Below are 26,749 nucleotides of genomic sequence, written 5' to 3'. Positions count from 1 at the left end.
ATATTAAGTTAATTAAGAAAGGTGATGTTGATGAAAAAATATTGGCACAAGCTATCATTTCTTCAAAAGAATGTATTGTTAACTGTGTTAGTTATTTTGACGCTTGTTGGTACTATGGGAGCGTTAAGTTTTAACATGTTTCAAAATAGCATGATGTCTATATTTGAAAGGCATTCTTTTGAAACAGGAGATACGGTATTACATAAATTAGACGAAGAAATAGTGAGAGATGTTACAAAGGATCCAGTGGCACAAAGAGAAAAGAGAGAGAAGTTAACAGAGAAATTAGATGAAGCGACGGAAGAATTGAATAGTGTCGGACAAACCTATATTGTTGGAGCAGAAAAAAATGAAAAAGGTGAGTTACTAATCGTCGACTTGTCTACAGACTTATCAAATATTGTTGAAGTAAAGCCGGGAGAATATTATAAACAACCAGATCTTTGGATGGAAGCATATGATAAGGTAATGAGCACGAAAAAAGCAAACATGACAGTAGTATATGAAGATCTATTAGGATCATGGGTAACGATATTAGAGCCAATTAAAGATGGAGACGGAAATATTGTGGCAATTGTTGCAGCCGATGTAGATGCTTCTATTGTTCCTATTACAAAGGAAAAATTCATTATACAAGGTTTAATGTTTATTTGTATTTCTGTTTTAATTGCAACTGTTATTCAATTCTTAATCGTACGTAACGCACTTGCTCCATTGCGGGATTTACGTGAAGGATTACGCAGAGTTGGTGAAGGTGATTTAAGTATTAAATTAGAGGAAAGACCAGATGATATTGGTATTATTAATGCGTATTTTAATAATAACATCGAGAAGTTTAAAGGAATTATAGATAAAGTGAAGCAGACAGCAGAACAGGTTTCCTCATCTTCACAAGAATTGTCAGTGAGTACGAAAGAAAATAGCATGGCAGTCCAAGGAATCGTAAGTTCTATAGTTGAGTTAAGGGCTGGCGTTCAATTGCAAGAAACGTCAGTACCAAAGTATTTAGATATTGTATATGAAATGGAAGATAGGATGGAAGAGATAACTAATATTGCAAAACAAATGACGAAAGAGTCTGAAGGTACGAAGCATCATTCAGAAAAAGGAAATGGTATTATTGAACAGACGATGAATCAAATGAACATAATACAAAATGCAGTACAAGATTTATCTTCTATCATTTATTCTTTGGAAGTAAGATCAAAAGAAATTAGTGATATTGTAACTGTAATTACAAGTATTTCAAATCAAGCGAATTCGCTAGCTTTACATGCTACTATTGAAGCTTCACGTGCTGAGGAAACTGGAGAGGGATTTGCCGTTGTTGCTGATGAAGTGCGTAAATTAGCAGAGCAGACGGAAGCATCAGCAAAAGATATAGCAAAATTAATAGGGGAAACACAAGCAGGAACGGAAGAAGCTGTTGTTTCAATGCAAAAAACCTCAAAAGAAGTAGAGTCTGGAATGAAACTTGTTGAAAGTAGTGGTGCTTTCTTTGAAAAAATGTCGAAATCAGCACAAACTGTTACCAATCAAGTTGGAGTTGTTTCTAGCAATTCAAATAATATATTGCAAAATAGCCAAAATATTGTTCGTGTTGTAAATGAACTATCACTTATTGCAAATAAGTATGCGAATAGTAGTAGTAATGTTGAAGAAATCATGAAAGAACAGGAAATGTCTGTACAGGATATTGCTGAATTAGCCAGTTCTTTAAGCTGGCTCTCACAGGAGTTACAAGAGTTAATTGGGGAATTCAAAAGTTAAATGAAATGATTATACATGCTTTTGTTTGTTCAATAAAATAAATCATGCTACAATGAAAACGAATTAAGGACCGGGGAGCCAATTGGCTGAGAGGATGTGAGCAAACATCGACCCTCAACCTGATCTGGATAATGCCAGCGTAGGGAGTTACTTAAAGTGATGTAGCATATGTTATTCTATAATAACTTGCATACAAGGCTTTCCTACGTAGTAGGAAAGCCTTTTCTTGTTTTAAAATTTAATTTCATAAGGGGGATTTTATTATGTCACAACAAGTTACAATTTCGTTTTCAGTAGTACCACAAGCAAAGAACAAAGATGTGTATTCTGTTGTTGATAAAGCGATTGAGGTTGTACAACAATCGGGAGTTCGTTATGAAGTAGGGGCAATGGAAACGACGCTGGAAGGAGAATTAGATGTACTTCTTGATATCATTAAACGTGCACAACAAGCTTGTGTGAACGCTGGAGCAGAAGAAGTGATTACTTCTATTAAAATCCATTATCGTCCAAGCACTGGTGTAACGATAGATGAAAAAGTTTGGAAGTACCGTGATGAATATGCAAAACCAGAAGCAATCTAAAATAATTACAGCAATTTGGCTTATCCTTCTCATTGCGATATGGGAAGGATCTGTTTCATTATTTAAAATTGAACCGTGGATTTTACCGAAGCCTTCTGCCATTGTTCAAGAATTAATTGGAATGAAAGATTTACTATTACCGAATACGATGCAGACGCTGCAAGAGGTTATAATTGGACTGTTCTTTGCGATTTTAATTGGGACAAGCATTGCAATTCTTATGGACGTTATCCCTTTATTTCGTATTTTAATAAATCCGTTGCTTGTTATTTCGCAAACGATTCCAATCGTTGTACTTGCACCGTTATTTATTATTTGGTTTGGATATGGAATGCTACCGAAAGTAATGGTAGTCATACTCGTTTGTTTCTTCCCGATTGCGCTTAGCATTTTAGAAGGTTTTCAAACGGTAGATAAAAATATGTTGAAGTTGTTGCAAACGATGAAGGCAACGAAATGGCAAGTTTACCAGAAAGTAAAGTTTCCAGCAGTGCTTCCATACTTTTTCTCCGGTTTAAAAATTGCAGTTACATATAGCGTAATGGGAGCGATTATTGGAGAATGGCTCGGTGCCAGTGAAGGATTAGGAGTTATGCTTACAAGGGCTACGAAATCCTTTTTAACAGCCCGAGTATTTGGTGTTGCAGCAATTATTGTAATGGTGACATTATGTCTGTATTTTATCGTGGAGTTTATGGCAAGAATAACAGCACCATGGATATATAGAAAGGACGGCAGAAAATGAAAAAAGGTTTAAAAGTTATGTTGGCTGCCTTATTAGCAGTAGGTGTAGCTGGATGTAATCCGGCGAAGAAAGAAGAAAGTGCAAGTAAAGATCAAAAAGTAAAAGTCGTATTAGATTGGTTTCCGAATACGAATCATACTGGCTTATATGTAGCACAAGCGAAAGATTATTATAAAAAACAAGGCTTAGATGTAGAAATCATTCAGCCTGGTGATAATGTGACGGCGGAGCAAATGATAGCTTCAGGAAAAGCTGACTTCGCAATAAGCGCACAAGAAAATGTAACGTTGGCTCGTGTGGAAGGTATTCCTGTTGTATCTGTAGGTGCGATTATTCAGCATAACACTTCAGCTTTTGCATCGCTTAAGAAAGATAATATGACGTCACCGAAAGATTTTGAAGGGAAACGTTACGGTGGCTGGGGAGGACCAGCGGAAGAAGCGACATTAAAGACAATTATGGATAAGCACCAAGCCGATTTTAATAAAGTTGAAAAAATCATTTTAGGACAAACAGATTTCTTTAAATCAATTGGTCGTGATGCAGACTTTGAATGGATTTATTACGGATGGGATGGAATTGAAGCGAAGCGCCAAGGAAAAGAGTTAAATACGATTATGGTGAAAGACTTAGATCCAGCACTTGATTTCTATAGTCCTGTTATGATTACGAGTGAAAAACATACGAAGCAAGATAAAGACTTTGTGAAAAAGTTTATGAGTGCAACGACAGAGGGTTATAATTTTGCAATTAAAGAACCGAAAGAAGCTGCCGATATTTTAATTAAAGCTGTTCCAGATGTAAATAAAGATTTAGTACAAGAAAGTCAAAAATGGCTAAGTACGAAGTATCAAGATGATGCAAAAGCGTGGGGAGTACAGAAGGAAGAAGTTTGGACGAATTACATGAATTTCTTATATGATAACAAAGTTATTAAGAAGAAAATTGATGTGAAAGATGCCTTTACAAATGAGTTCCTTCCAAGTGAAAAATGAGTGGATTACAAATAAAAGATATTGTGAAATCTTTCGATGGCAAGAATGTATTAGCAAATATTAGTGCTTCTATACGAGAGGGAGAGTTCGTTTCCTTTGTAGGACCGAGTGGTTGTGGGAAAAGCACACTATTAAATATGATCGCAAATATTGAAGATCCAACAAGTGGAAGTGTAACGTATAACGATAAGCAAATGCAAGAGCAAGATGTTGTAAGTTATATGCCGCAACAGGATTTATTACTACCGTGGCGATCAGCTTTACAAAATATCGTTCTTCCGTTAGAAATTGAAGGGAAGCCGAAAAAACAAAGGCTGACAGAAGGAATGGAAGCATTAAAGCAGTTTGAACTAGATGAATATGCAGACCATTATCCAGATGAATTGTCTGGAGGGATGCGTCAAAGAATTAGTTTCCTGCGCACATATTTATGTGAAAAGCCAATTATGCTACTTGATGAGCCTTTTGGTAAATTAGATGCTTTTACAAAAATGGAAGTACATAGCTGGCTTTTAAACTCTTGGCACCAAGAGAAGCAAACAATCGTTATGGTTACACACGACTTAGATGAGGCAATCTTGCTTTCGGATCGCGTATTTATTTTATCTCAAAGACCAGCATCGATAGTTGGCGAGGTACAAGTGAAATTACCTAGGCCGAGAACGATGGATATGTTAACATCACTTGAGTTAAAGAAGGATAAGGAAGAAATTTTGAGAGTATTAGCACCTTATATGAAAAAATAGAAAAAGTCTTTTAACAGTTTTTGGTATAATTACTGTTAAGAGGCTTTTTTTATAGGGGGAGAAAGATGAAATCTATAGAGCAAATAGTTGATTCGTTAACAGCTGATAATCTTGAAAAAGGAAAGTCCTTATTAAAAAATTATATTTTATTAATGAAGTATGGTATGGAACATCATGAATTAAAAGAAGAAGAAATGATAGAAGTTTTAAAGTGGGTTCAAGGCCGGGATCAATTGAGAAAAGGTGTACCAGAATTATGTGATTTACATTTAGTTAAAAAGTTTCAAGCATTATTAGATGAATTTATTCATTCTATAATTACAAATGGTTATGTGGAAGATGCGGTAGAAATTCTAGAGAGTGTATTAAAAAGTATGGGAGCAGTCGCTCATATTGTAAAAATTATGTTTGTTGGCAAAAGGAAAGTTAATAGAAATTCTTTAGAAATGGTAGAAGAGTTAAAACGAGAGTGCTACAACTTAATGGAAAAGCGTGCTGCTGTCGGGTTGCATGCTCAAATCTTTCACGTTTTAGGTTTCGTTCATTCGATTCAGTTTGATTTAGAAGAAAGGTCACAGGAACATGGGCGAAGTGTAATAGGATTTTTAACAGATTTTAAAACGAATGAATTGAAGTCTGTGCAACAATTTCAAACTGAAGATCATATCCCAGAAGTGAAAAATATAGTGAGTAAAGAGTATGGGATAGAATTACAAAGAAGAATTTATATGTGGAAATCGTTAACAATTATCTTTACAAGTCCATATGCATTAGAAAAGATGTATAAAGAAATTTATGCAGAGAACGATAAAACGGAGAAGGAACAAAAAGAACAATAGAGAATAGAATATAAAAGAGTAGTTTATACTCTTAATATCACAAATGTTAAAGGAGTGAAAGGATAAAATGACTTTATCAACTGTTCTTCAAATGGTTTTAGCTTGATAAGGGAGAAGTCTGCCCATTTTTAACGATTAAGCTAAATTGAAGACAGCAGGTAAAGAACCTTAATCCTTTCTTACGATAATATGTAATGGGTAAGGTGTATTCACCTTACCCATTTTTTATATGCACAATTAAATAAGGCGTTATACTGTTGCTTTCTCTATTTAGCTTATGAACCATAAGTAAAGGAGAGAAAAACATGAGTATATTAACAGTAGAAAATTTAAGGCATTCGTATGGTGAGAAGACCATTTTATATAATGCGTGTTTCCGATTATTAAAGGGTGAGCATGTTGGGTTAGTAGGGCAAAATGGAATTGGAAAATCAACATTGTTAAAAATTTTAACAGGAGAACTTATACATGATGATGGGAACATTGAATGGTTTCCGCATGTGAAGGTAGGTTTCTTGCAGCAGCATATGGATTTACAAGAAGGGATGACAATTGAGGGATACTTGCAAAGTGCATTTGCTGATTTGTATGCGATTGAATACGAAATGTTAAAAATTGCTGAAGAAATGAATGGAGCAGGAGAAGTAGAAAAACTGTTAGTAAAGTATGGAGAATTACAAACTATATTGGAAAGCTCTAATTTCTATCACATTCATACAGAAGTTGAAGAAGTAGCAATCGGTTTAGGATTATTTGAAATAGGGCTTAAAAAGGATGTTTCAAAGTTAAGTGGAGGGCAGCGAACAAAGTTATTACTTGGGAAGCTTCTTTTAGAAAAAGCTGATGTTTTATTGTTAGATGAGCCAACAAATTATTTAGATACAGCTCATATAGAATGGTTGCAATCATATTTGAGACTATATGAAAAAGCTTATGTAATCATTTCGCATGACGAATTATTTTTGAACAGTATTACAAATGTTATTTTTCATCTAGAAGGAGGAAAAGTGAAGCGATACGTAGGAAACTATGAAAAGTTTGTGCAAAGTTACCAAGTGCAAAAGAAACAATTACAATCGGCGTATGTGAAACAACAAAAAGAAATCTCTCAGTTAGAAACATTTATTCAAAAAAATAAAATTCGAAAAGCGAAACAGGCTAAAAGCCGAGAGAAAGTATTGGAGAAAATGCAGAGGGTTGAAAAGGTTAATCCTGTAACTCGATCACGTTTTGATTTCAATGTTTATGAGGAGCCAGTGAGTCGTATACTACAAGCTGAGAAACTAAGGATAGGTTATAGTGATCCTTTATGTCCAGAGTTGAATTTACAAGTGAAAAAAGGAGAAAAGATAGCGATTATTGGTCATAATGGAATTGGAAAAACGACGATGTTAAAAACATTATTAGGTCAAATTAAGCCGCTAAGCGGTTCAATTTCTGTTGGAGAACGAGTAAATCCTGCGTATTTTGCCCAGGAAGAGTTTGCTTCAGAAATAACACCTTTAGAGAAAGTTTGGGCAGAACGACCAGATATGACAAAGAAAGAAGTGCGCCAAGCATTAGCAAAGTGTGGATTGCAAGAAGAACATGTATTAAAATCTATTCGTTTATTAAGCGGAGGAGAACAAACGAAAGTACGTTTATGTGAACTTATCGTAAAGAAAAGTAATGTTTTAATTTTAGATGAACCAACTAATCATTTGGATCTAGAAACAAAGAAGGCGTTGCAGGAAGCGCTACAACGATATAAAGGAACCGTTTTACTTGTATCACATGAGCCTTCTTTTTATGAAGCATGGATAACAAAAGTGTGGAATATAGAAGAATGGAACGCTGAACAATATGAATAAAGAAAAGGCATTAGCTTGTATAAGCTAATGCCTTTTCTTTGTGATTAACATGATTTTCGAGAACTCTTACATGAGAATTGTATGAAGAAGCACTCTTATGGTGCGCTTATAAGCGTGCTTTTTCTTTTGTTATGTTTATATTTATAATAATACTAGATGCCTTTCCCTAATAGGCGACTATCCTTCTTTATGTATATATAGATAGTTTGAAATGGAATGAAAATAATTCCTATATGTAAAGGATAATGTGATTAGTATAGGAAGACAATAGAGCTTAAAGGAAATTCATGTAAAATTCAGGTGAACTTCACACGAACTTCATATTGTAAACTAAATATAGTTATAATAGGTTATTATAATGTTGATTTGTGATTTTTCATAAAATTAAAAGTTTGAATTTAGGAGAGAGGAATCAAACCTAAATTCAAACTTTAGTGAAATAATTATTGGAAGTTACGTTTAGTTTTCGCTAATGGATGGATTTACAAGTTCAGCAGGAGTGCCTGTTCCTGCTCCTCCGATTGTAATCGATCCACCAGGAGGAATTTCACCATTCCATCCTGCATTCGTAATTACGTAATGATTATTTATTTTACTACTAATTTTAGAATCCCAAACTTGTGTTAAATTGCCGTTATAATCAAATTCTAATTTCCAGTTTTTAATAGAGGTCGTTCCACTATTTTTAATTACAATCGAGAAGTTGTAACCACTTCCCCAATTTGAAGTGACTGAAAAGGTAGCATTGCTATTTCCACCAGGAGGTGTTGTGTTAGCATCATCTGTTTTTACAATAATAGAAGTAGGCTGTGATTTATTCCCAGCAGCATCTTTTGCTATTATTGAAAATGTGTATTCTGTATTAGGTTTTAAGTTTTTAATTGCAATGCTATTTGTTGTTGTACTCCACTTCTCTTCTCCAGCAGTAATTTCATATTCCGTAACTCCTACGTTATCAGTAGATGCCGTCCAGTTTAATTGAACTGAGTTTGAATTTTTATTTGTTACAGCAATATTTTTTACGTTTGTTGGTGGCTCAATATCTTTTTGAGTAATAGGTCCACCTAGTAATTCTTTTACTAACGTATCAAGTAATTTTGGTCCACTACAACTATATTTTGGACTTGTACGGCAATCCCCGCTTAGCTCCCAAAACATTGCGCCACTTAAACCCTTTGTTTTTATATAGTCTGTTTTATATTTCATAGATTCACTGTCATCATAGCTAATAAAGGTTCCTGTAGTCGCATTATATAAATAAGGTACCTTCGCTACATCGTTCCAATAGCGAACAAAACCATTTTTATTAACATAATTAGCTGCTAAATCACCATAATCGTACACACCTGTGTCACCGGTAGAATAATCATCCCAAGTACCTTTAGAAGCGAGCTTTCCATCACTACCTGGTTTACAAGGTTGGTATTGTCCGTTATTTTCTTTTCCACAACTTTTCCACCCGCGTCCGTAAAATGGTACACCTAATACGAGTTTATCTGCTGGAACCCCTTCATTTGTATAAATGTCTATCGCACCATCTACGTAAAAATTCGTATCCGCTGCTGGGTCATTTGGATCTTTGTATAGAGCTGCATTATGATTAGAAGTAGCTTCCCATCCACCGTGGAAATCATATGTCATAATATTAATCCAATCCAGTATTTGAGAGATTTTCTTTAGCTCTGTATGATCAGCATAACGTTGGCTTGCACCTGATGCAATTGTTAGTAAATATTGTTTACCATCTTCTGCACCAGCTTTCGTTAATGCATTTCGAACATCTTGAAGGAGTAGGGTGAAGTTTTGCTTATCTTCAGGGCGATAACTACCACCAGGAATCGTTTCTACGCCTGGATATTCCCAATCTAAATCAACGCCGTCAAATCCATATTCGCGTAGGAAATCGACTGTAGAATCAGCGAATACTTTTCTTGTTTTTTCATCAGCGGCCATGTCAGAAAAGCGGTTAGACCAAGTCCAGCCACCAACGGAAATAATTGTTTTTAGGTGAGGATACTTAGCTTTTAATCGTTTCAGTTCGCCGAAATTTCCGCAGCGTGCGTATTTATCACAATCTTCCCAAGTTGTACCTGAGCCAGGATAAGATTTTGTGACATCAGCCCATGGCTCACCGAGTACGAGAGTACCATTAGGGACCTCTTTATTTTGCAGTGGTACACCAGATTCTTTACAGTTCCACGTTTGTTTATTTGGATTATCAGGGTGAGTAGAAGGATTTCCATGTTTTCCATTCCAACAAATATCAGCGAAAGCATAGTTTAAATGAGTTAGCTTTGATGCATCAATATCTGCAACTTGATAATTACGTCCGTAAATGCCCCATGAAGGAAAATACCCAACAATTTTTTGACTTTGCTTTTGTGAATCTGCTAATGCGACATTGGGAGTAATAAAGTTTGTGAGAAAAAGAGGTAAGAAGAGTAGTAGGGATAGTAATAGCAGTGTGAATTTTTTTGATTTCATAGCCATTTCTCCTTTCAAAATAAAAGATATATTTAAAGGCATGCGCCAATAAATCAAAATGAATCTAGATAAAAATGATCAGACATCACGAAGTCTATACAAGGAGCTGAAGCTGATTAAATCGTAGCAAATGTAAGATTTGGTGTAAACGCTTTATTGAATTCGAAAAGACTTTCTCAATATGAAATGGCTCTAATACAGATTACACATGAAAATAAAATATCGATTAGAGAGGAAAGGGCTTCTTGGAGTTAAATTTGAGAAAAAATTGTATGAGGTCAATTTGTATTAGCGTAGCAAGATAATGAAATTTCATGTAAAATAATAGTAAAAATATGTAAGGGAGGGAGTAATGTGGATGTCTTTTTGAACATTGCTGAAGAAAAAATTCGACAAGCAATACGGAATGGAGACCTTGATCATATTCCGGGAAAAGGAAAACCACTACAATTAGAAGACCTTTCAACGGTACCTCCAGAACTGAGAATGAGTTATAAAATTTTAAAAAATGCGGGCATGATTCCACCAGAAATGGAACTACAAAAAGATATATTAAAAATAGAAGACTTAATTGCGTGCTGTTATGATGAAGCGGAGAGAAAAAAATTACAAGAAGAGTTAACAACAAAAACGCTGCGTTTTCAGCAGGTAATGGAAAAGAGGAAAATGAAAGATAGTTCAGCTTTTCGTATGTACCAAGATAAGGTATTTCGTAAATTACGCTAAGAGGGATAAGATGAATACATTTGAAACGATAGAAGAATTAGCAACATATGTTGAAGAACAACAATTAGTACTGCTCTTTATTAAAACGGAAAATTGTGGTGTCTGTGATGTTATGCTAAGAAAAGTAAATGGTCTATTAGAGAATTATGATTACGTAGAGAAAGTAGAAATATTACTACAAGACATGCAAGAAATTGCAGGGCGATATGCAGTATTTACAGGGCCAACAGTTTTATTATTTTATAATGGAAAAGAGATCCTTCGTGAATCGCGCTTTATTTCACTTGAAAATCTAGAGAGAACTATTCAATTATTCGAAGATTAAGGGAGGTTTTTATATGGAATTTATTATTTTCATACTATTATTTGTTGTAGTTGTAACAATCTTAACAGCAGTTCGATCAAACAAAAAGAAGGTAAATCTTACAAAACAAAATAACATTCATAACTCATCTAACAACTCATCACCATTATTTTTCTTTGCGGGATCTGATAATGATAGCTCGCACGATGGAGGCTCACATGATTGCGGAGGATCTTTCGGTGGAGATAGCGGAGGTAGCTGCGATGGAGGCGGAGGTGGCGGTGATTGATGAAAATGCGCCTTATATAGGCGTATTTCTTTTTAAAACAAACGTTTGATTAGTTGGCTTACATATGCATAAAAACAGTTAAACAAACGTTTGATTAATATTTTTAACGTACTAAGGGGAATAGAAATGAAAAGGGAACCGAAAGTGAAAAACAAGGGGAAAGTAATGTTATTTTTATTAGCTGCGGGAGGCGTATTTCTTGTTAAATTAGGATTTAAAATTGGAATCATACATATGATTCGAACATGGTTTGAAAGTACGTTTTCTTAAATAAGGAATATAGCCTCTTGCGATAGAGGTTTTTGATTTGTTATTATTAGACTGAACGGTCGGTTTAAAGAGGTGTGAATATGAGAAGAAGTGCAGAAGAGATAAAGAAAGAAATTGCATATAAAGCAGAAAGTTTGTTTTCACAGAAGGGCTATGCAGCTACATCTATGGAAGAGATTTGTGAAATTACAGAGCGAAGTAAAGGAAGCATTTATTATCACTTTAAAAGTAAAGAAGAATTATTTTTATTTGTAGTAAAGCAGCATACGTATGATTGGCTTGAAAAATGGAATGAAAAAGAGAAGTTGTATAGTACGAATACTGAAAAACTATATGGTCTCGCGGAATATCATGTCGAGGACATACAGCAACCAATTTCAAATGCAATAGAGGAATTCTCTATGAGCCAAGTTGTAAGTAAAGAGATTTTGGATGAACTATTAGCTTTAACTAGAGAATCGTATGTTATGTTTGAGAAACTAATTGAAGCAGGCATACAGTCTGGAGAGTTTCGTGAAGATAATACGCGTGATCTTATGTATATTGTGAATGGATTATTATCAGGGCTTGGAGTACTTTATTATGAGTTAGATTATAAAGAGCTACAACGTATTTATAAAAAGGCAATAGATGTATTGTTAAAAGGAATGGCAGCTGAATAATAAGTCAGTTGCTTTTCTATAAAATAAATTAGACCGAACGGTCGGTTTATGAAAGGGGAATGAAAATGAACGCTTTATTAAAAAACCGAGCATTTATGCTCGTTATGGCGTCTGATATTTTACAACAATTTGCAATTTGGATCAGAAATATGGCCCTTCTATATTTCATAATGGAGCGAACGAATAATGATCCAGTTTCCGTTTCATTGTTATCGGTTATGGAATATGCACCTATTTTTATTTTCTCGTTTATCGGTGGTGCGCTAGCTGATCGCTGGAATCCGAAAAGAACAATGGTCGCTGGAGATGTGTTAAGTGTACTATCTATTATAGGTATTGTCTTGTTGTTAAAGCTGGATTATTGGCAGGCTATATTTTTTGCAACACTCATTTCCGCAATTGTAGGTCAGTTCTCTCAGCCATCATCTTCGCGTATATTTAAGCGCTACGTGAAAGAAGAACAGATAGCAAATGCGATTGCATTTAACCAAACATTACAGTCATTATTTCTGATTTTTGGACCAGTGGTAGGATCGCTTGTGTATACACAACTTGGTTTATTTACGTCACTATATAGTTTAATCATTTTATTTTTGTTATCTGCTATCGCCCTTTCGTTCTTACCAAAATGGGTTGAAAAAGAGCAAGTGGCGAGGGATTCATTAAAAAATGATATAAAAGAAGGGTGGAAATACGTTCTTCATACAAAAAATTTACGTATGATTACGATTACTTTCACCATTATAGGCTTAGCTGTTGGACTAACGAATCCATTAGAAGTGTTTCTTGTAATAGAACGGCTTGGAATGGAAAAGGAAGCAGTTCAATATTTAGCCGCAGCTGATGGGATAGGTATGTTAATCGGTGGTATTGTTGCTGCAGTTTTCGCTTCAAAAGTGAATCCGAAAAAGATGTTTATATTCGGTATGAGCATATTAGCGATGTCATTTTTAGTAGAAGGGATATCTACATCATTTTGGATTACTAGTTTCATGAGATTTGGAACAGGTATTTGTTTAGCTTGTGTTAATATCGTTGTCGGTACGCTTATGATTCAACTTGTACCAGAAAATATGGTCGGGAGAGTAAATGGAACAATTTTACCGCTGTTTATGGGGGCAATGTTAATCGGAACTTCACTAGCTGGAGGATTGAAGGAGATGACCTCACTAGTTACTGTATTTTGTATAGCGATGGCACTTATTTTATTTGCTATAGGACCAGTTCTACGCATGCAAATAAATAAAGAAGATGTCGCGAATAAAGAGGAACTAACAAGTTCGTTAGCCTCGAAATAACTATTGTAAGGGAGCAAAACTGCTCCCTTTTTTGTGGTAGTCTTTTGACAATGAAATGTACCGATTATATACTAATGTTGTAAAAACGATTTTACATGTTAGGAGAAAAGATGTGAAAAATCAAATTTATGAATTACGCACTGAAAATAATATTTCACAAGGTGCATTAGCTGATAAATGTAAAGTTTCAAGACAAACGATAAATGCAATTGAGAATAATAAATATGATCCAAGCTTAGCATTAGCTTTTCGTTTAGCGGAAGTATTAGGAACAACTGTTGATAAACTATTTTTGTATAAGATGTAGCGTCTTTCATTGTGGGACGTTATTAATAAAAGTATAGAAAAGATCCTCTTCTTATGTGAAGAGGATCTTTTTCTTATAGTGTTTTAGTCTTTGGATTAGGTGGTGTAACGGATGTATGATTTTCTGGAACTCTAGTTAGTAAGAATCCCCCGATAAGGAATAGTACAATAATGCTAAGGACACCAGCGTTTGTTTTTCCGGTTAATTGCGTTGTAACACCGACTAATATTGGACCCATAATCGCGGCAAACTTGCCAAATATGTTATAAAATCCGAAGAATTCATTTGCCGATTCTTTAGGTACTAGTTTTGCAAAATAGGAACGACTAAGTGCTTGAATCCCGCCCTGAGAAGTAGCAACTAGCATTGCTAAAATCCAGAAATCGAGTGTCGTTTTTAAGAAATAAGCATATATGCAGATAATGATGTAAATAATAATACCGACATATAGCATTTTTTTACCGGTAAATGTCTCCGATAGTTTTCCGTACAATAAAGCGAATGGACAAGCTACAATTTGTGTGACGAATAATATGATTAATAGATTTGTCGCACTAATACCGAGGTCTGTTCCGTAAGCGGTGGACATAGTAATAATTGTATCGACCCCATCAATATAGAAAAAGTAAGCAATTAAGAACATAAAGACCGTTTTATATTCTTTAATATTTTTAAAAGTATCAGCAAGGCGTTTGAAGCTCATTGTAATTGGTCTTGGGTGACGTTCAATATAGTGCGTTTGTTCTACGTTTTTTAGCATTGGAATTGTAAATAATCCCCACCAAAGAGCTGTGATCGCAAATGAAATTTGACTAGCAATGCCGACTGATAAAGGGATAGTTCCTTTTTGAGCAAGAATGATAAGAGCGATACAACCGATAAATGGAATAGTACTCCCAATATAGCCTAAAGCGAAACCTCTTGTAGAAATTCGATCCATTCTATCTTCAGAAGTGACATCTACTAAAAATGCATCATAAAAAATGTTTGCTCCAGCAAAACCGACTAATGCGAGCATATAGCATCCTAGTAATAAGTACCACTGAGATGTTGGAACGACTGCTAGCATACTTGTAAATACGATACCGAGTCCAAAGAAGAATGTGAAAAATCGTTTTTTAAATCCTTTATAATCAGCAACTGTGCCGAGAATAGGAGCAAGTATAGAAATTAAAAGTGTTGCGAACGAGTTTGCATATCCCCAATATGCTGTTGAAGTTGCACCAGATAACCCGGCTTCTTTTGCAGCTGCTTTAAAGTAAATTGGGAATAATGCGGTTGTAATGACGAGCGAATATACGGAGTTCGCCCAATCGTATAATATCCAGCTTTTTTCTTGTCTGGACATTTTTTTCATATAATGTTCCCCCTCAAATTTGTTCTACTAACAGTGTACAAAAATAAAAATTATAAAAAGAGAAACAATGATGAATTTTACATAACTTTTACATATATACACAGTTCTTTACAATTGGAGTAAATCCTCTACAATTGATCCGTCTGTTTCACCTAAGTGTAAACCGAGTAGTCTAGCGATAGTTGGGCCTTCATCAATAAGTCTCATATACGGTATGGTAATGCCGCTTTTTATTCCTTTCCCGACAGCTATAAAAATTGTTTCATAGTTAGGTTTTGTTGGAGAGTATCCATGCGTACCAAATGTATATTTTTTACCAGGCGTAACATCTTTTTCAGTAATTTCTTTTATAAAATCTCCTGTATAGTTTTCAGTAAAATAATACCCTTCTCGTGCTTCTAACATAAATAAACAATTGCCATCTGCACCGCATTCCTTCGCATCCTCATCATGAAGTATAAATTCAATACCGTTTTGTTTATTTTGAAGCAGTTCTTCAAGGAGTAGTTGTACTTCTCGAATTGTATCGGTATCGTTTTTGTCTTTCACATATACATAGGCGGACCCATCGCAACTTTGGCAATAAGCATTCCAGTCTACTAATTTTCCTTTTGAATTTATAGAGATAAGCCCTTTTTGATGAAATAATACATTTAATTGAATGGCTTTGTTTTCACTTAAAGCGCTATGATCACCAAGAGCGATAATGGTGCTCTCTTCGTATAGTCCACTGTCTTTTAAAGCTTGAATAATTTTCCCTAGTCGCTCATCATGTCTATGAATTGCGGCTATTGTTTCTTTTGATTCAAAGCCGTGATAGTGTCTTTGGGTGTCTAAATCGGTGAAATGTACAAACATGACATTAGGCTTTTTCGTCTGGATTGTATGCACAGCAGAAGCAAGTACGAAATCATCAAGTTCAGGTTGTGACAGTCCATTTCGTATATGACCGAAACGACGATTTAAATCTAATTGATATAGCGGGCTACCGCTAAATAATGAAACTAAAACTTGATTTTGCCACGGTCTATTTGGAAAGATTTCTGGTAAATTGTAATCAATATTTGCTCTGCCGGTAACAGGCCATAGAAGGGCAGCTGTCGTTAAATTTGCTTTATGTGCTTCATCATATAACGTTGTTCCTTGTATTGATTTTCGGTACCAATGCCAATCGGGTGATTCACGTCCAGGTTGAAGTAACGTATTGCTAACAACACCATGTTTATTAGGGTAATTACCAGTTACGATTGTTGAGTGACTTGGGTATGTTACAGAAGGATAAATTGGTTCTACTTTTTCGACAACCGTGCCCTTTTTGATTAGAGATTGGAAGTGAGGTAATTTTTGTAGTATAGGAAAATCTAAAGCTGATAAACAGTCGAATGATAAAATGATGACACGATTCGTTAATGCTTTATCCATAAAGTAATCCTCCTAATTATATAAAACCTATTACTATATACTACTATTAATACCTAGTAATAAAAATATGTTTTTAAATAAAATTTATTATTTATTTTCAGAAAAGTTGAACATATAATAAGTATAAGGGAATCTATGGAAGGAGGGAATAGTATGGACTGGTTAGATGGATTTGGTATATTTTACATCATTGGCGGAATCACGATTATCCTTGTATTTGCTATTTCGTATTTACTAAAGAAACGGTTTCCAGACAAGCAGTTCGATATTATATTTGCACTTAGTTTAATACTTCTTTGTTTAGCATCCTTTCCTGTTACAATGATGGTTATTGGTGGATGGGAAGGAATGGGGTATGGGTTTATTGGTTTCTTCGTCCTACTTGGTACACTTATTGGTATGATTGCACATCAACTTTTAAAAATATCACGAAAAAGCTACGTATAAAACTGTAAAAAATGAAAAGAATATATAAAAATAAGAAAATTCACTCTTGTTTTGAAGTGAAATTTATATTATGATATTCAACAAATTTATTTTGTTATAACGATGAAAAAGGACTAGTATATGTTCAACCTTTTTAGCAGAGAGAGAATCCGTCAGGCTGAAAGATTCTTAAAAAGACAACATGGAACCTACCTTTGCGTTCTGCATATGCAGCGGGAATTTCCCGTTATCAAAAAGAGAGCATGCGCAATTTTTGTGCATGAATCAGGGTGGTAACGCCGGCAAAGCTCGGTCCCTATTTAGGGACGCGGGCTTTTTTGTATTTTCTAGAAGGAGGAAAACTGACTATGGCAAAAGAACAAGTACAAGCGATTACGAAGATGGAAGAGGACTTTGCACAGTGGTACACAGATATTGTAAAAAAAGCAGAACTTGTTGATTATTCAAGTGTAAAAGGATGTATGATTCTACGTCCGTACGGCTATGCCTTATGGGAAAATATGCAGAAAGTTATGGATGAGAAGTTAAAAGCAACTGGTCATGAAAATGTGTATATGCCAATATTTATCCCAGAGAGCTTATTACAAAAAGAGAAGGATCATGTAGAAGGATTTGCTCCTGAAGTAGCATGGGTGACACATGGGGGGGATGAAAAATTAGCAGAAAGACTTTGTATACGCCCTACATCTGAAACTTTATTCTGTGAGCACTTTTCAAAAATTGTGCAATCCTATAATGATTTGCCAAAGTTATATAATCAGTGGTGTTCAGTAGTTCGTTGGGAAAAGACAACGAGGCCATTTCTTCGCACAACGGAATTCTTATGGCAAGAGGGACATACAATTCATGAAACAGCAGAAGAATCTCAAGCTGAAACGTTAAATATTTTAAATCTATATGCTTCTTTCTGTGAAGACTATTTAGCGATACCAGTAATTAAAGGACAAAAAACAGAAAAAGAAAAATTTGCGGGTGCAAAGGCAACTTATACGATTGAAAGCTTAATGCATGATGGGAAAGCACTTCAAACAGGAACATCCCATAACTTTGGAACGAATTTCTCTGAAGCATTTGATATTAAATTTTTAGATCGTACCGGTAAGTGGCAATATGTACACCAAACATCTTGGGGCGTATCAACGAGAATGATAGGTGGACTGATTATGGTTCATAGTGATAATAATGGGCTTGTAATGCCTCCTAAAGTCGCACCAGTGCAAGTTGTTATTGTACCGATTGCGCAGCATAAAGAAGGAGTTTTGGCGAAAGCGATAGAGTTACAAGGACATATTCAAAAGGTTGCACGAGTAAAAATAGATGCTAGTAATAAAACACCAGGTTGGAAATTTAATGAGTATGAAATGAAAGGTATTCCAATTCGATTAGAAGTTGGTCCTAAAGATATTGAAAAGAATCAAGTTGTACTCGTAAGAAGAGATACGAAAGAAAAAGAGTTTATATCAATGGATCAATTAGAAGAACGCATTCCAGCACTACTTGAGGAAATTCATAACTCTTTATTTAATAAAGCAAAAGTATTTCGTGATGAAAATACGTATAGTGTGACGAAGTTTGAAGAGATGAAAAAAGTAGCTGATGAAAAGCAAGGATTTATTAAGGCAATGTGGTGCGGAGAACTAGCTTGTGAAGAGAAATTAAAAGAAGAAGTCGGAGTATCTTCTCGCTGTATGCCTTTTGAGCAAGAGAATTTAGCTGACGAATGTATTTGTTGTGGTAAAGAAGCGAAACAAATGGTGTATTGGGGAAAAGCGTATTAATGCTCTTTTGGATAGGAAGGATGAAAAGGACTTTAGGCTGCATAATAAAATGCAATCCAAAGTCCTTTTTAGTTTTACAATTTGTTTCATGTATTTTTAAGATGGAAGGATATGTTTTTATTTTGCGTTTTTACGGCGAATGAATAGTAACATACCAATTAGGAATGTTGAAAATCCCATTAAAATAGATGCAGGATAATGTGTTGCAGTATTCGGTAACTTATCGCCTTGTTTTTTCGCGTTATCTTTTACGTTACCACCTTGAGAGTCAGTTTCTCCTTGAGAACTGCTATCGCCTTTAACGCGGTTTCCGCCTTGAGAGCCACTGCCGCCAGAACCGTTGCCACCAGAGCCACTGCCATCAGAACCGTTGCCGTCAGAGCCATTACCACCAGAGCCACTGCCGCCAGAACCGTTGCCACCAGAGCCACTGCTATCAGAACCGTTGCCGTCAGAGCCATTACCACCAGAGCTATTGCCACCAGAACCGTTGCCACCAGAACCGTTGCCACCAGAGCCATTGCAACCAGAACCGTTGCCAACAGAACCGTTACCACCAGAACCATTGCTACCAGCGCCGTTACCACTAGAACCGCTACCGCCAGAACCGTTGCCACCCGAGCCATTGCCGCCAGAACCACTGCCATCAGAGCCATTGCCATCAGAACCGTTGCCACCAGAGCCGCTACCGCCGGAACCATTGCCGCCAGAACCATTGCCATCAGAACCGTTGCCACCAGAGCCGTTACCGCCAGAACCATTGCCGCCGGAACCACTGCCATCAGAGCCGTTACCGTCAGAACCATTGCCACCAGAACCACTATCGTCCTGAGAACCACCGTTTCCAGGTGGTTTATTATTATCTTTTGAGTTACCTTCTGCGAGATGATCGTTATTTTGTACAATCGCGTTTGTTATTGGAGAGAAGTTTTCTGTTGCTGCATTACCGATATTTAAACCACTAAAAAAAGATAAAGAAAGAGTTGATGCTAAAATAAAAATTTTCGTCATTGATTTCCTCCTGAAAAATTAATATTCCATCTAAAATACATCCCTTTGTAATATTTCATAGGAAAAAGAGTTTTATGCAAAAAAAACTATATATAGAAAAAGGTGGTGTATTTCTAAAGAGAGAAAAGAGTTAGTGTAAATTCTTTATAATAGTAGAGTAGTGGGAATTTCACACCCATTACAGTAGAGGAAGTGACAGCAGATGAAAGAGTATATTGCATTTGATATTGGTGGTACACACATTAAATATGGAATTGTTTCAGAAACAGGAACAGTACTAAAGCATAAAACAGTTCCAACAGAAATTCATTTGGGCGGAGAAAAAATCATTCAAAAACTCATTCTTTTATCAAAAAAATTAATAAGTGAACATACGATTTCGGGAATGGGTATTAGTACTGCGGGAATTGTTGACGTTAATAAAGGGATTGTGACGGGAGGTGTGGATCATATTCCGGGCTATAGTATGATTCCTATTATGAATAGATTGGAAGATGTATTAAAAGTTCCTGTATCTATTGATAATGATGTGAATTGTGCAGCGTTTGGAGAAAAGTGGAATGGTAGTGGAAGAGAGAAAGAAAACTTTATTATGCTCACCCTTGGAACTGGTATTGGAGGAGCGATTTTTATAGATGGAGAGTTATATAGAGGGCATTCGTTTAGTGCTGGTGAGTGGGGAAATATGTTAATAGAAGGAAAAGCGTTTGAAGAGGTCGCTTCCGTTTCAGGGTTAATTCATCTTGTCCGAAAATATAAAGGAGAAGGTGATTGGAATGGGAAAACGATTTTCGAACTGTATGATAAAGGAGATAGGGAAGTTACGCAAGTAGTTGAGGTGTTCTTTAAACATTTAGCGATTGGAATTAGTAATCTTGCTTATATTTTTAATCCAGAAACAATTATTATTGGTGGAGGAATTACAGCTAGAGGAAATGAGTTTTTAAAAGAAGTAAAAGAAGAGGTTAGTAAATACTTAAATAAAGAGATTTATAGTAATTGTGAGATTGAACTTGCGCAAAACGGTAATTGTGCAGGAATGGTTGGTGCTATTTACCACTTCTTACATCATCATAAGTAAATTATATGAATGTTTTCATATAACTGAGAATTTATCCTTTTTATCACTAGGTAAATAATGCTACAATATAAGGGAAGAATACAATATTTTCCGATTTGGAAAATGCTTTGTAGAAAGGGAGAAACTGCATGCCTATTATTTTAGAAAAAGGTCAAAAGATCGATTTAACGAAAGGACAACCAAAAGTAGCAAAACTACAGGTTGGCTTAGGCTGGGATCCAATTGGGCAATCAGGTGGATTTCTGTCTTCATTATTTGGAAGTAAACCAAATGTAGATTGTGATGCATCTGTTGTTATGTTAGAAGGGGATCGTTTTTTAAATAAAAACGATTTAGTTTACTTCGGAAACAAGCTTTCTACTTGTGGTAGTATTATTCATTCAGGAGATAATTTAACAGGTGAAGGCGCTGGTGATGACGAAACAATTTTCGTAGAATTACATAAAGTTCCGAGCCGTATTAATCGTTTAGTATTCGTTGTAAATATTTATGACTGTGTAAATCGTCGTCAAGATTTCGGGATGATTCGTAATGCATATATTCGTATTCAAAACCCGCAAACTGGTGAAGAATTCGCACGCTATAATTTATCTGATAATTATGCTGGCAAAACGACTCTAATTGCAGGTGAAATGTATCGCCACGGAAGTGAATGGAAGTTTTCAGCTGTTGGAGAAGGCACACAAGATAAAAACTTAAGTGAGATTGTATCACGTTATCAATAAAATAAACCGAGGAGGAATTGTGTATGGCATCAATTTCATTGAAAAAAGGACAAAAGGTAGACTTAACAAAAACGAATCCAGGTCTTTCAAAAGTTCTTGTAGGACTTGGTTGGGATACAAATCGTTATGATGGACAAGCTGATTTTGATTTAGATGTTAGTATTTTCTTAGTAGGTGCGAACGGTAAAGTTTCAGGTGCAGAGGATTTCGTTTTCTATAATAATCCAAAAGGCGCAAATGGTGCTGTAGAGCATTTAGGAGATAACCGAACTGGCGAAGGTGAAGGCGATGATGAATCTATCAAAGTAGATTTGAAAAATGTACCTGCACATATCGAACGTATTTGCTTCACAATCACAATTTACGATGGAGAAGGACGCAGCCAAAACTTCGGACAAGTTTCTAACTCTTTCGTACGTATTTTAGATGAAGAAAAGAATGCAGAGTTAATTCGTTACGATTTAGGAGAAGATTTCTCTATTGAAACAGCGGTTGTAGTAGGTGAATTATACCGTCATGCAGGTGAATGGAAGTTCAATGCAATCGGAAGTGGATTCCAAGGTGGATTAGCGTCTCTATGTAATAACTTTGGTTTAGACGTAGAGTAATAGAGTTATATATCCATCCTTAAATATATATTTGCGGATGGATATATTCTTTAAGATTAAAATATAGAGGTGAATATAAATGGCCATTCAGTTACAAAAAGGACAGAAAATCGATTTAGGTAAAACAAGCCCTGGCTTAACGAAAGCAGTAATTGGTCTTGGTTGGGATATTAAATCTTATGATGGTGGAGCTGATTTCGATTTAGATGCATCTGCCTTTTTATTAGATGTGAACGGAAAATGTACGAAGGAAACTGATTTTATCTTCTATAACAATTTACAGTCTCCTTGTGGATCTGTTCTACATACAGGAGATAATCGTACAGGTGAAGGTGAAGGCGACGATGAGCAACTTGTTGTGGACTTAAAGAAAGTTCCAGCAGATGTGCACAAAATTGCTATTACAGTTACAATTTATGATGCAGAAGGCCGTAGTCAAAACTTTGGACAAGTAGGAAATGCGTTCGTTCGTTTAGCGAATGAAGAAACGAATGAAGAAGTTCTTCGTTTTGATTTAGGGGAAGATTTCTCCATCGAAACAGCAGTTGTCTTTTGTGAATTATACCGTCATAATGGACAGTGGAAGTTTAATGCAGTAGGAAGTGGATTCCAAGGTGGCTTAGGTGCGCTTGTAAGAGCGTATGGCTTGGATGCATAGGAAGGAAACGATATTCGTTTCCTTTTTTTGACCTTTCTATAAATCTAGCAAAGAATAGGGGATATAGGTAAGATGAGTATTTTGCAAGGAATCCTTGATACGTATGCTCAATTTTTCGACTTGGACATGTGGATTAAAGTGTTGCAGGATCCAGTATCTTGGGGATTAATAGGTACACTTGTTGTACTTGAAGGATTGTTATCTGCTGATAACGCACTTGTATTAGCGGTAATGGTAAAACACCTTCCGGAAGAAAAACGTAAAAAAGCATTATTCTATGGACTTATTGGAGCTTATGTATTTCGATTTATCGCAATTGGAATTGGAATGTTCTTAATTAAATTAGCGTGGGTAAAAGTGTTAGGTGCACTTTACTTAGCATGGCTTTCAGTTAAATACTTTATTGATAAACGAAAAGGTAATGCAGAAGAAGAGGAAGCTCATGGTATGAACCAAAACAGTATTCTCTTCAGAATGTTTGGTGTCTTCTGGGGAACAGTTGCGATGGTTGAATTAATGGATATCGCATTCTCTGTAGATAGCGTACTTGCTGCATTTGGTGTATCAAATGAAGTTTGGATTCTATTATTAGGTGGAATGCTTGGTATTTTAATGATGCGTGGTATCGCTGGTGTATTCTTAAAATTGTTAGAGCGTATTCCAGAACTTGAAACGACAGCATATATTTTAATCTTAATTATCGCAGCAAAAATGTTACTGTCTGTTATTCATATTGAAATAAGCCATACAGTGTTCTTCATTATTTTAGTTGTAGCATTTGGAGCAACATTTATACTTCACTACATGAAGAATTCTGGACAAGCTAAAGAAGAAGTTGCAGCTACTAAAGAAGACAATAAATAATTGAAATGGGTTTGCTCGTTTTACGAGCGCCCATTTTTTATAACCAAAAATAGTTTATAATAGAAGAAAGACTTAGAAAAAACGTAAATGTTTTTGGAGGTGAACTGTTGTGTTTTCACGTTTTACACTTCAACCATATGCATTAAAAGATGAATCAGATTTAAAGCAATTTGAAACGCTTTTAGAAAAACGTCCACAATATGAGCTGACAGAGAATGAGATGAAATTTAGTTATATAGCATGTCGAATCCTTGGCGTTCCTAATGATGTAGATGAATATTTCAATGAACTATTTGATTATAGTGAAGCGAAAGGAATTGAAGTTTTACATGAACAAAATTTAAATAAAGTAATTGATTCAGAAAAACTTCGTCATATTCAAGAAGTGTTCGGATTACATCAAGAAGCACCAAATGGTCTAACAGTAAATAGGCTAGTGGCGCACTTATCTGGGAAACAACTTTTGCCAAAAGTAGACAATCCGGATTTACAACATTATATACATACGACATTTATTTCTGTATTGAAATTATATGAGAAACAACATAATCAATCTTTAAAGACAGAAGGCTTCCGTCGTTTCTTAATCGATATGATTAAATTAAGCGAAAATTACGTAGCGAAGTGGTTCTCTACGATTAACTATAAGAAACAAATGCCGCGTATCGTTTGGTACGGTGATGCACAGGAAAGCCGTATATATTTCTTATATTTTCTTATTATGCTCGGCTGCGATGTACTTTATTATCATCCAGAAGGAAAAGATGGATTTGAGAATGTTGATGAAGAAGGAAGAAGTTTTATTGTGTCTCATCCAGGTCGCATTTCTCTTGAACCATTTCCAGACCGCCGTCGCGAGCGTGTAGCAACAGTAGCGTATCAAGCTTCAAAAGAAATTGAGCAAGTACTTCACCACGATAATTCACTGCTGTACAAGCCGTGGCAATTTCGTTCCTATACGCCTGTAGCTCGTACATTAAAAACAACATACGATGAACTCTTTTTAATTACGAAGGAAAAGGCGTTCGTACGCCCGACATTCTTTGTTGAAAATAAACACATTTATATTCCTTCTTTATTTGCGAAAATATCAGGTGTTTCAAAAAATGATAAAGAATATTTTCAACGATTAAAGGCTGTTACATCATTTGATAATAGTTTATTAATTAATGTATTTCCGTTTACGAAAGAACAGAAAGCAAATTTCCAATACCATTATCGAGATGCATTAGACCGCGGGGGAAAATTGCATCCAGATTTAATTATGAACAGTCATTGGTGGCCGCATAAACGATTGCCAGAAGGATTACAACATGGTATTGCAGAGGCAATCATCCATACGTGTGAAAGTGAAATGTGTAAACCAATTGCAAAAGAGACGAAACAAGATGTAGCGCTATATGTTTTTGCACAACTTTCTCAAATACCACCAAATATTTTAGAGCAGCTTGAGAAATTTGATTATTCACAAGATGTACCAAAAATTGTTATATTTAATAATGAGAAGAGTGGAGAATTGACTCGTTCTGATGCTGTTTTATTACTATTTTTAAATCAAATAGGAGTAGATGTATTCCACTTCAATCCAACAGGAAGAAACGACATTGAACCGTATATTGAAGCGGAGGCATTTGATTCACATTGGCTTGAAGAAGTTAATTTCGATCTTGAGTTTCATGGTTCATCAGCCTATAAAAATTTATCACAAACAATAAAAGGACTATTTCGTCCATTTTTATAAGGAAAGGGAGAATACCATATGAATAACCCAGTCATACTAGATTCGAAAACAGAATTAAATGAGCAAACAGCACAAGATGTTCGCTTGCAGCTTAGACAAGATGCAGATGTACAACGTATTTATAATGCGGTAGATATTAAAGATCAATTAGAATTAATCGAACTTGGAAAAGAACCTTCTATGGAAATTTCACGTTTCGCTGATCAAATTTTACATACAATGTCATTATCAAAAATAGAAGATTCGGGTGAATTATTAAAACAACTTGGTAAAATTATGGACCGATTCGATAGCAAAGACTTTGCGGAAGAGAAAAGTGGTTTCTTCTCACGTATGTTCAAAAAAGCGGATAAAATGATTGAACAAATCTTTAGCAAGTATCAAACGATGGGCCGTGAAATTGATAAAGTGTATGTGGAAATTACGAAGTATCAAGATGAAATGAAGAAATCAATTGGTACGTTAGACGGTTTATATGAGCAAAACTTAAAATATTACTTAGACTTAGAAAAATATGTAGTAGCAGGGGAAATGTTATTAGAGCGTTTAAATACAGAGCTAGTTCCAATGTATGAAGAGCGTGTACGTAACAATGACCAATTAGCAGGTATTGAATTAGAGTCTCTTAAAAACTCTGTTGAAATTTTAGAACAGCGTATTGATGATTTAGAAAAAGCACGTATGGTTGCGTTACTTACAGCACCACAAATTCGTATGATTCAACGTGGTAATAATAAATTAATTGGTAAAATCAATACAGCATTTATTACGACGATTCCTATCTTTAAAAATGGTATCATTCAAGCAGTAAATGCGAAGCGTCAAAAGCTTGTTGCAGATTCTATGGCTGAACTTGATCGCCGTACAAATGAATTACTGAAGAAAAATGCACAAAATATCGCGACGCAAAGTGTGGAAGTAGCGAGGTTATCAGGTTCTTCTAGTATTAAGATGGAAACGCTTGAGGAAACTTGGAACATTATTTCAAGAGGCATGCAAGAAACACAACAAATTGAAGAGCAAAACAAACGTGAGCGTGAAGAAAGTCGCAAACGTATGGCTACATTAACTGAGAACATTAAAAAAGAATTACAAGGATAAAGTGAAACTTTAATCAGTGGGGTTTTGTTCATTCCCGCTGATTATTAGCCTTCACCGATCGGATGTTTACTGCCCGGTGAATAGTGG

Annotated in this window: 27 protein-coding genes, 1 riboswitch and 1 other annotated feature; of the genes, 23 read left to right on the top strand and 4 right to left on the bottom strand. The window is 35.4% G+C overall.

Going from position 1 to position 26,749, the window contains the following annotated elements:
- Positions 1–30: 30 nt before the first annotated feature.
- From MR070_RS18165 to MR070_RS18135, 7 genes are all read left to right on the top strand, one after another.
- Positions 31–1,770: a methyl-accepting chemotaxis protein gene (locus MR070_RS18165; protein WP_242261745.1), complete on the top strand. Its 1,740-nt coding sequence runs from the start codon at positions 31–33 to the stop codon at positions 1,768–1,770.
- A gap of 61 nt (positions 1,771–1,831) precedes the next feature.
- Positions 1,832–1,933, top strand: a riboswitch (TPP riboswitch).
- 100 nt (positions 1,934–2,033) lie between these two features.
- Positions 2,034–2,354, top strand: coding sequence for an MTH1187 family thiamine-binding protein (locus MR070_RS18160; protein ID WP_242261744.1), 321 nt, complete (start codon positions 2,034–2,036; stop codon positions 2,352–2,354).
- Positions 2,326–3,099, top strand: a complete 774-nt coding sequence (locus tag MR070_RS18155) for an ABC transporter permease (protein ID WP_001057149.1) — start codon at positions 2,326–2,328, stop codon at positions 3,097–3,099. The genes MR070_RS18160 and MR070_RS18155 overlap by 29 nt, the downstream gene beginning before the upstream one ends.
- Positions 3,096–4,094 carry an ABC transporter substrate-binding protein gene (locus MR070_RS18150; RefSeq protein ID WP_000715551.1) on the top strand — a complete coding sequence of 333 codons (999 nt, stop codon included), beginning with the start codon at positions 3,096–3,098 and terminating at the stop codon, positions 4,092–4,094. The genes MR070_RS18155 and MR070_RS18150 overlap by 4 nt, the downstream gene beginning before the upstream one ends.
- Entirely contained in the window at positions 4,091–4,840 is a 750-nt protein-coding gene (locus MR070_RS18145) for an ABC transporter ATP-binding protein (protein WP_242261743.1), read from the top strand. The genes MR070_RS18150 and MR070_RS18145 overlap by 4 nt, the downstream gene beginning before the upstream one ends.
- Positions 4,841–4,905: 65 nt before the next feature.
- A complete protein-coding gene (locus tag MR070_RS18140) occupies positions 4,906–5,679 on the top strand; it encodes a hypothetical protein (RefSeq protein WP_242261742.1) in 774 nt (257 codons plus the stop codon).
- Between the two features lie 305 nt (positions 5,680–5,984).
- On the top strand, positions 5,985–7,529 hold the full coding sequence (locus MR070_RS18135; protein WP_242261741.1) for an ABC-F family ATP-binding cassette domain-containing protein: 1,545 nt from the start codon (positions 5,985–5,987) through the stop codon (positions 7,527–7,529).
- A gap of 459 nt (positions 7,530–7,988) precedes the next feature.
- On the opposite strand, the gene MR070_RS18130 is transcribed toward MR070_RS18135, so the two are convergent.
- On the bottom strand, positions 7,989–10,013 hold the full coding sequence (locus MR070_RS18130; protein WP_242261740.1) for a glycosyl hydrolase family 18 protein: 2,025 nt from the start codon (positions 10,011–10,013) through the stop codon (positions 7,989–7,991).
- A 354-nt stretch (positions 10,014–10,367) separates the two neighbouring features.
- Between MR070_RS18130 and MR070_RS18125 the strand changes: the two genes are divergently transcribed.
- The 7 genes from MR070_RS18125 (at position 10,368) to MR070_RS18095 (ending at position 13,869) form a co-directional block, all read left to right on the top strand.
- Positions 10,368–10,739, top strand: coding sequence for a DnaJ family domain-containing protein (locus tag MR070_RS18125; protein ID WP_000382360.1), 372 nt, complete (start codon positions 10,368–10,370; stop codon positions 10,737–10,739).
- A gap of 10 nt (positions 10,740–10,749) precedes the next feature.
- Complete coding sequence (locus tag MR070_RS18120; protein ID WP_001091219.1) at positions 10,750–11,064, top strand: thioredoxin family protein; 315 nt, start codon at positions 10,750–10,752, stop codon at positions 11,062–11,064.
- 13 nt (positions 11,065–11,077) lie between these two features.
- Positions 11,078–11,332 carry a hypothetical protein gene (locus tag MR070_RS18115; RefSeq protein ID WP_044790812.1) on the top strand — a complete coding sequence of 85 codons (255 nt, stop codon included), beginning with the start codon at positions 11,078–11,080 and terminating at the stop codon, positions 11,330–11,332.
- A 126-nt stretch (positions 11,333–11,458) separates the two neighbouring features.
- Positions 11,459–11,602: a hypothetical protein gene (locus MR070_RS18110; protein ID WP_000817976.1), complete on the top strand. Its 144-nt coding sequence runs from the start codon at positions 11,459–11,461 to the stop codon at positions 11,600–11,602.
- A gap of 80 nt (positions 11,603–11,682) precedes the next feature.
- Entirely contained in the window at positions 11,683–12,264 is a 582-nt protein-coding gene (locus MR070_RS18105; protein WP_001254436.1) for a TetR/AcrR family transcriptional regulator, read from the top strand.
- A 65-nt stretch (positions 12,265–12,329) separates the two neighbouring features.
- A complete protein-coding gene (locus MR070_RS18100) occupies positions 12,330–13,562 on the top strand; it encodes an MFS transporter (protein WP_242261739.1) in 1,233 nt (410 codons plus the stop codon).
- 55 nt (positions 13,563–13,617) lie between these two features.
- Positions 13,618–13,869, top strand: coding sequence for a helix-turn-helix transcriptional regulator (locus tag MR070_RS18095; protein WP_002078892.1), 252 nt, complete (start codon positions 13,618–13,620; stop codon positions 13,867–13,869).
- A gap of 73 nt (positions 13,870–13,942) precedes the next feature.
- On the opposite strand, the gene MR070_RS18090 is transcribed toward MR070_RS18095, so the two are convergent.
- Positions 13,943–15,226, bottom strand: a complete 1,284-nt coding sequence (locus MR070_RS18090) for an MFS transporter (RefSeq protein ID WP_044790809.1) — start codon at positions 15,224–15,226, stop codon at positions 13,943–13,945.
- Between the two features lie 108 nt (positions 15,227–15,334).
- Positions 15,335–16,648, bottom strand: a complete 1,314-nt coding sequence (locus tag MR070_RS18085; RefSeq protein WP_242261738.1) for an alkaline phosphatase family protein — start codon at positions 16,646–16,648, stop codon at positions 15,335–15,337.
- A 153-nt stretch (positions 16,649–16,801) separates the two neighbouring features.
- Here MR070_RS18085 and MR070_RS18080 point away from each other — a divergent pair, with 153 nt between their 5' ends.
- The gene (locus MR070_RS18080; protein ID WP_000383851.1) at positions 16,802–17,095 is read left to right on the top strand and encodes a YesK-like family protein; all 294 of its coding nucleotides are present in this window, start codon (positions 16,802–16,804) and stop codon (positions 17,093–17,095) included.
- Positions 17,096–17,188: 93 nt separating this feature from the next.
- Positions 17,189–17,395 (top strand) — a binding site (T-box leader).
- Positions 17,396–17,442: 47 nt separating this feature from the next.
- Positions 17,443–18,873, top strand: a complete 1,431-nt coding sequence (gene proS / locus MR070_RS18075; RefSeq protein ID WP_242261737.1) for a proline--tRNA ligase — start codon at positions 17,443–17,445, stop codon at positions 18,871–18,873.
- Positions 18,874–18,990: 117 nt separating this feature from the next.
- Here proS and MR070_RS18070 read toward each other — a convergent pair whose 3' ends face one another.
- Positions 18,991–19,884 (bottom strand): LPXTG cell wall anchor domain-containing protein, encoded by an 894-nt coding sequence (locus MR070_RS18070; RefSeq protein WP_242261736.1) that lies wholly within the window; start codon positions 19,882–19,884, stop codon positions 18,991–18,993.
- A gap of 202 nt (positions 19,885–20,086) precedes the next feature.
- Between MR070_RS18070 and MR070_RS18065 the strand changes: the two genes are divergently transcribed.
- From MR070_RS18065 to MR070_RS18035, 7 genes are all read left to right on the top strand, one after another.
- The gene (locus MR070_RS18065; protein WP_242261735.1) at positions 20,087–20,965 is read left to right on the top strand and encodes an ROK family protein; all 879 of its coding nucleotides are present in this window, start codon (positions 20,087–20,089) and stop codon (positions 20,963–20,965) included.
- 128 nt (positions 20,966–21,093) lie between these two features.
- On the top strand, positions 21,094–21,690 hold the full coding sequence (locus MR070_RS18060; protein ID WP_001121583.1) for a TerD family protein: 597 nt from the start codon (positions 21,094–21,096) through the stop codon (positions 21,688–21,690).
- Between the two features lie 23 nt (positions 21,691–21,713).
- A complete protein-coding gene (locus MR070_RS18055) occupies positions 21,714–22,298 on the top strand; it encodes a TerD family protein (protein ID WP_000146723.1) in 585 nt (194 codons plus the stop codon).
- Between the two features lie 79 nt (positions 22,299–22,377).
- The gene (locus MR070_RS18050) at positions 22,378–22,956 is read left to right on the top strand and encodes a TerD family protein (protein WP_001007531.1); all 579 of its coding nucleotides are present in this window, start codon (positions 22,378–22,380) and stop codon (positions 22,954–22,956) included.
- 72 nt (positions 22,957–23,028) lie between these two features.
- A complete protein-coding gene (locus MR070_RS18045) occupies positions 23,029–23,820 on the top strand; it encodes a TerC family protein (protein ID WP_000025694.1) in 792 nt (263 codons plus the stop codon).
- Positions 23,821–23,929: 109 nt separating this feature from the next.
- On the top strand, positions 23,930–25,561 hold the full coding sequence (locus MR070_RS18040; protein ID WP_070805153.1) for a YceG family protein: 1,632 nt from the start codon (positions 23,930–23,932) through the stop codon (positions 25,559–25,561).
- A gap of 18 nt (positions 25,562–25,579) precedes the next feature.
- Positions 25,580–26,662 (top strand): toxic anion resistance protein, encoded by a 1,083-nt coding sequence (locus MR070_RS18035; protein WP_001064400.1) that lies wholly within the window; start codon positions 25,580–25,582, stop codon positions 26,660–26,662.
- Positions 26,663–26,749 lie beyond the last annotated feature (87 nt).

The sequence above is a fragment of the Bacillus cereus group sp. BfR-BA-01453 genome (assembly GCF_022662915.1).
In the GTDB taxonomy this organism is placed as follows: domain Bacteria; phylum Bacillota; class Bacilli; order Bacillales; family Bacillaceae_G; genus Bacillus_A; species Bacillus_A paranthracis.
Note: the sequence above shows the minus strand (reverse complement) of the source record. Positions and strands in the feature narration are given on the sequence as shown.

Coding starts and splice junctions, on each gene's coding strand:
- MR070_RS18165 (WP_242261745.1), top strand. CDS start 31: ATGAAAAAATATTGGCACAAGCTATCATTTCTTCAAAAGAATGTATTG.
- MR070_RS18160 (WP_242261744.1), top strand. CDS start 2,034: ATGTCACAACAAGTTACAATTTCGTTTTCAGTAGTACCACAAGCAAAG.
- MR070_RS18155 (WP_001057149.1), top strand. CDS start 2,326: ATGAATATGCAAAACCAGAAGCAATCTAAAATAATTACAGCAATTTGG.
- MR070_RS18150 (WP_000715551.1), top strand. CDS start 3,096: ATGAAAAAAGGTTTAAAAGTTATGTTGGCTGCCTTATTAGCAGTAGGT.
- MR070_RS18145 (WP_242261743.1), top strand. CDS start 4,091: ATGAGTGGATTACAAATAAAAGATATTGTGAAATCTTTCGATGGCAAG.
- MR070_RS18140 (WP_242261742.1), top strand. CDS start 4,906: ATGAAATCTATAGAGCAAATAGTTGATTCGTTAACAGCTGATAATCTT.
- MR070_RS18135 (WP_242261741.1), top strand. CDS start 5,985: ATGAGTATATTAACAGTAGAAAATTTAAGGCATTCGTATGGTGAGAAG.
- MR070_RS18130 (WP_242261740.1), bottom strand. CDS start 10,013: ATGAAATCAAAAAAATTCACACTGCTATTACTATCCCTACTACTCTTC.
- MR070_RS18120 (WP_001091219.1), top strand. CDS start 10,750: ATGAATACATTTGAAACGATAGAAGAATTAGCAACATATGTTGAAGAA.
- MR070_RS18115 (WP_044790812.1), top strand. CDS start 11,078: ATGGAATTTATTATTTTCATACTATTATTTGTTGTAGTTGTAACAATC.
- MR070_RS18110 (WP_000817976.1), top strand. CDS start 11,459: ATGAAAAGGGAACCGAAAGTGAAAAACAAGGGGAAAGTAATGTTATTT.
- MR070_RS18105 (WP_001254436.1), top strand. CDS start 11,683: ATGAGAAGAAGTGCAGAAGAGATAAAGAAAGAAATTGCATATAAAGCA.
- MR070_RS18100 (WP_242261739.1), top strand. CDS start 12,330: ATGAACGCTTTATTAAAAAACCGAGCATTTATGCTCGTTATGGCGTCT.
- MR070_RS18095 (WP_002078892.1), top strand. CDS start 13,618: ATGTACCGATTATATACTAATGTTGTAAAAACGATTTTACATGTTAGG.
- MR070_RS18090 (WP_044790809.1), bottom strand. CDS start 15,226: ATGAAAAAAATGTCCAGACAAGAAAAAAGCTGGATATTATACGATTGG.
- MR070_RS18085 (WP_242261738.1), bottom strand. CDS start 16,648: ATGGATAAAGCATTAACGAATCGTGTCATCATTTTATCATTCGACTGT.
- MR070_RS18080 (WP_000383851.1), top strand. CDS start 16,802: ATGGACTGGTTAGATGGATTTGGTATATTTTACATCATTGGCGGAATC.
- proS (WP_242261737.1), top strand. CDS start 17,443: ATGGCAAAAGAACAAGTACAAGCGATTACGAAGATGGAAGAGGACTTT.
- MR070_RS18070 (WP_242261736.1), bottom strand. CDS start 19,884: ATGACGAAAATTTTTATTTTAGCATCAACTCTTTCTTTATCTTTTTTT.
- MR070_RS18065 (WP_242261735.1), top strand. CDS start 20,087: ATGAAAGAGTATATTGCATTTGATATTGGTGGTACACACATTAAATAT.
- MR070_RS18060 (WP_001121583.1), top strand. CDS start 21,094: ATGCCTATTATTTTAGAAAAAGGTCAAAAGATCGATTTAACGAAAGGA.
- MR070_RS18055 (WP_000146723.1), top strand. CDS start 21,714: ATGGCATCAATTTCATTGAAAAAAGGACAAAAGGTAGACTTAACAAAA.
- MR070_RS18050 (WP_001007531.1), top strand. CDS start 22,378: ATGGCCATTCAGTTACAAAAAGGACAGAAAATCGATTTAGGTAAAACA.
- MR070_RS18045 (WP_000025694.1), top strand. CDS start 23,029: ATGAGTATTTTGCAAGGAATCCTTGATACGTATGCTCAATTTTTCGAC.
- MR070_RS18035 (WP_001064400.1), top strand. CDS start 25,580: ATGAATAACCCAGTCATACTAGATTCGAAAACAGAATTAAATGAGCAA.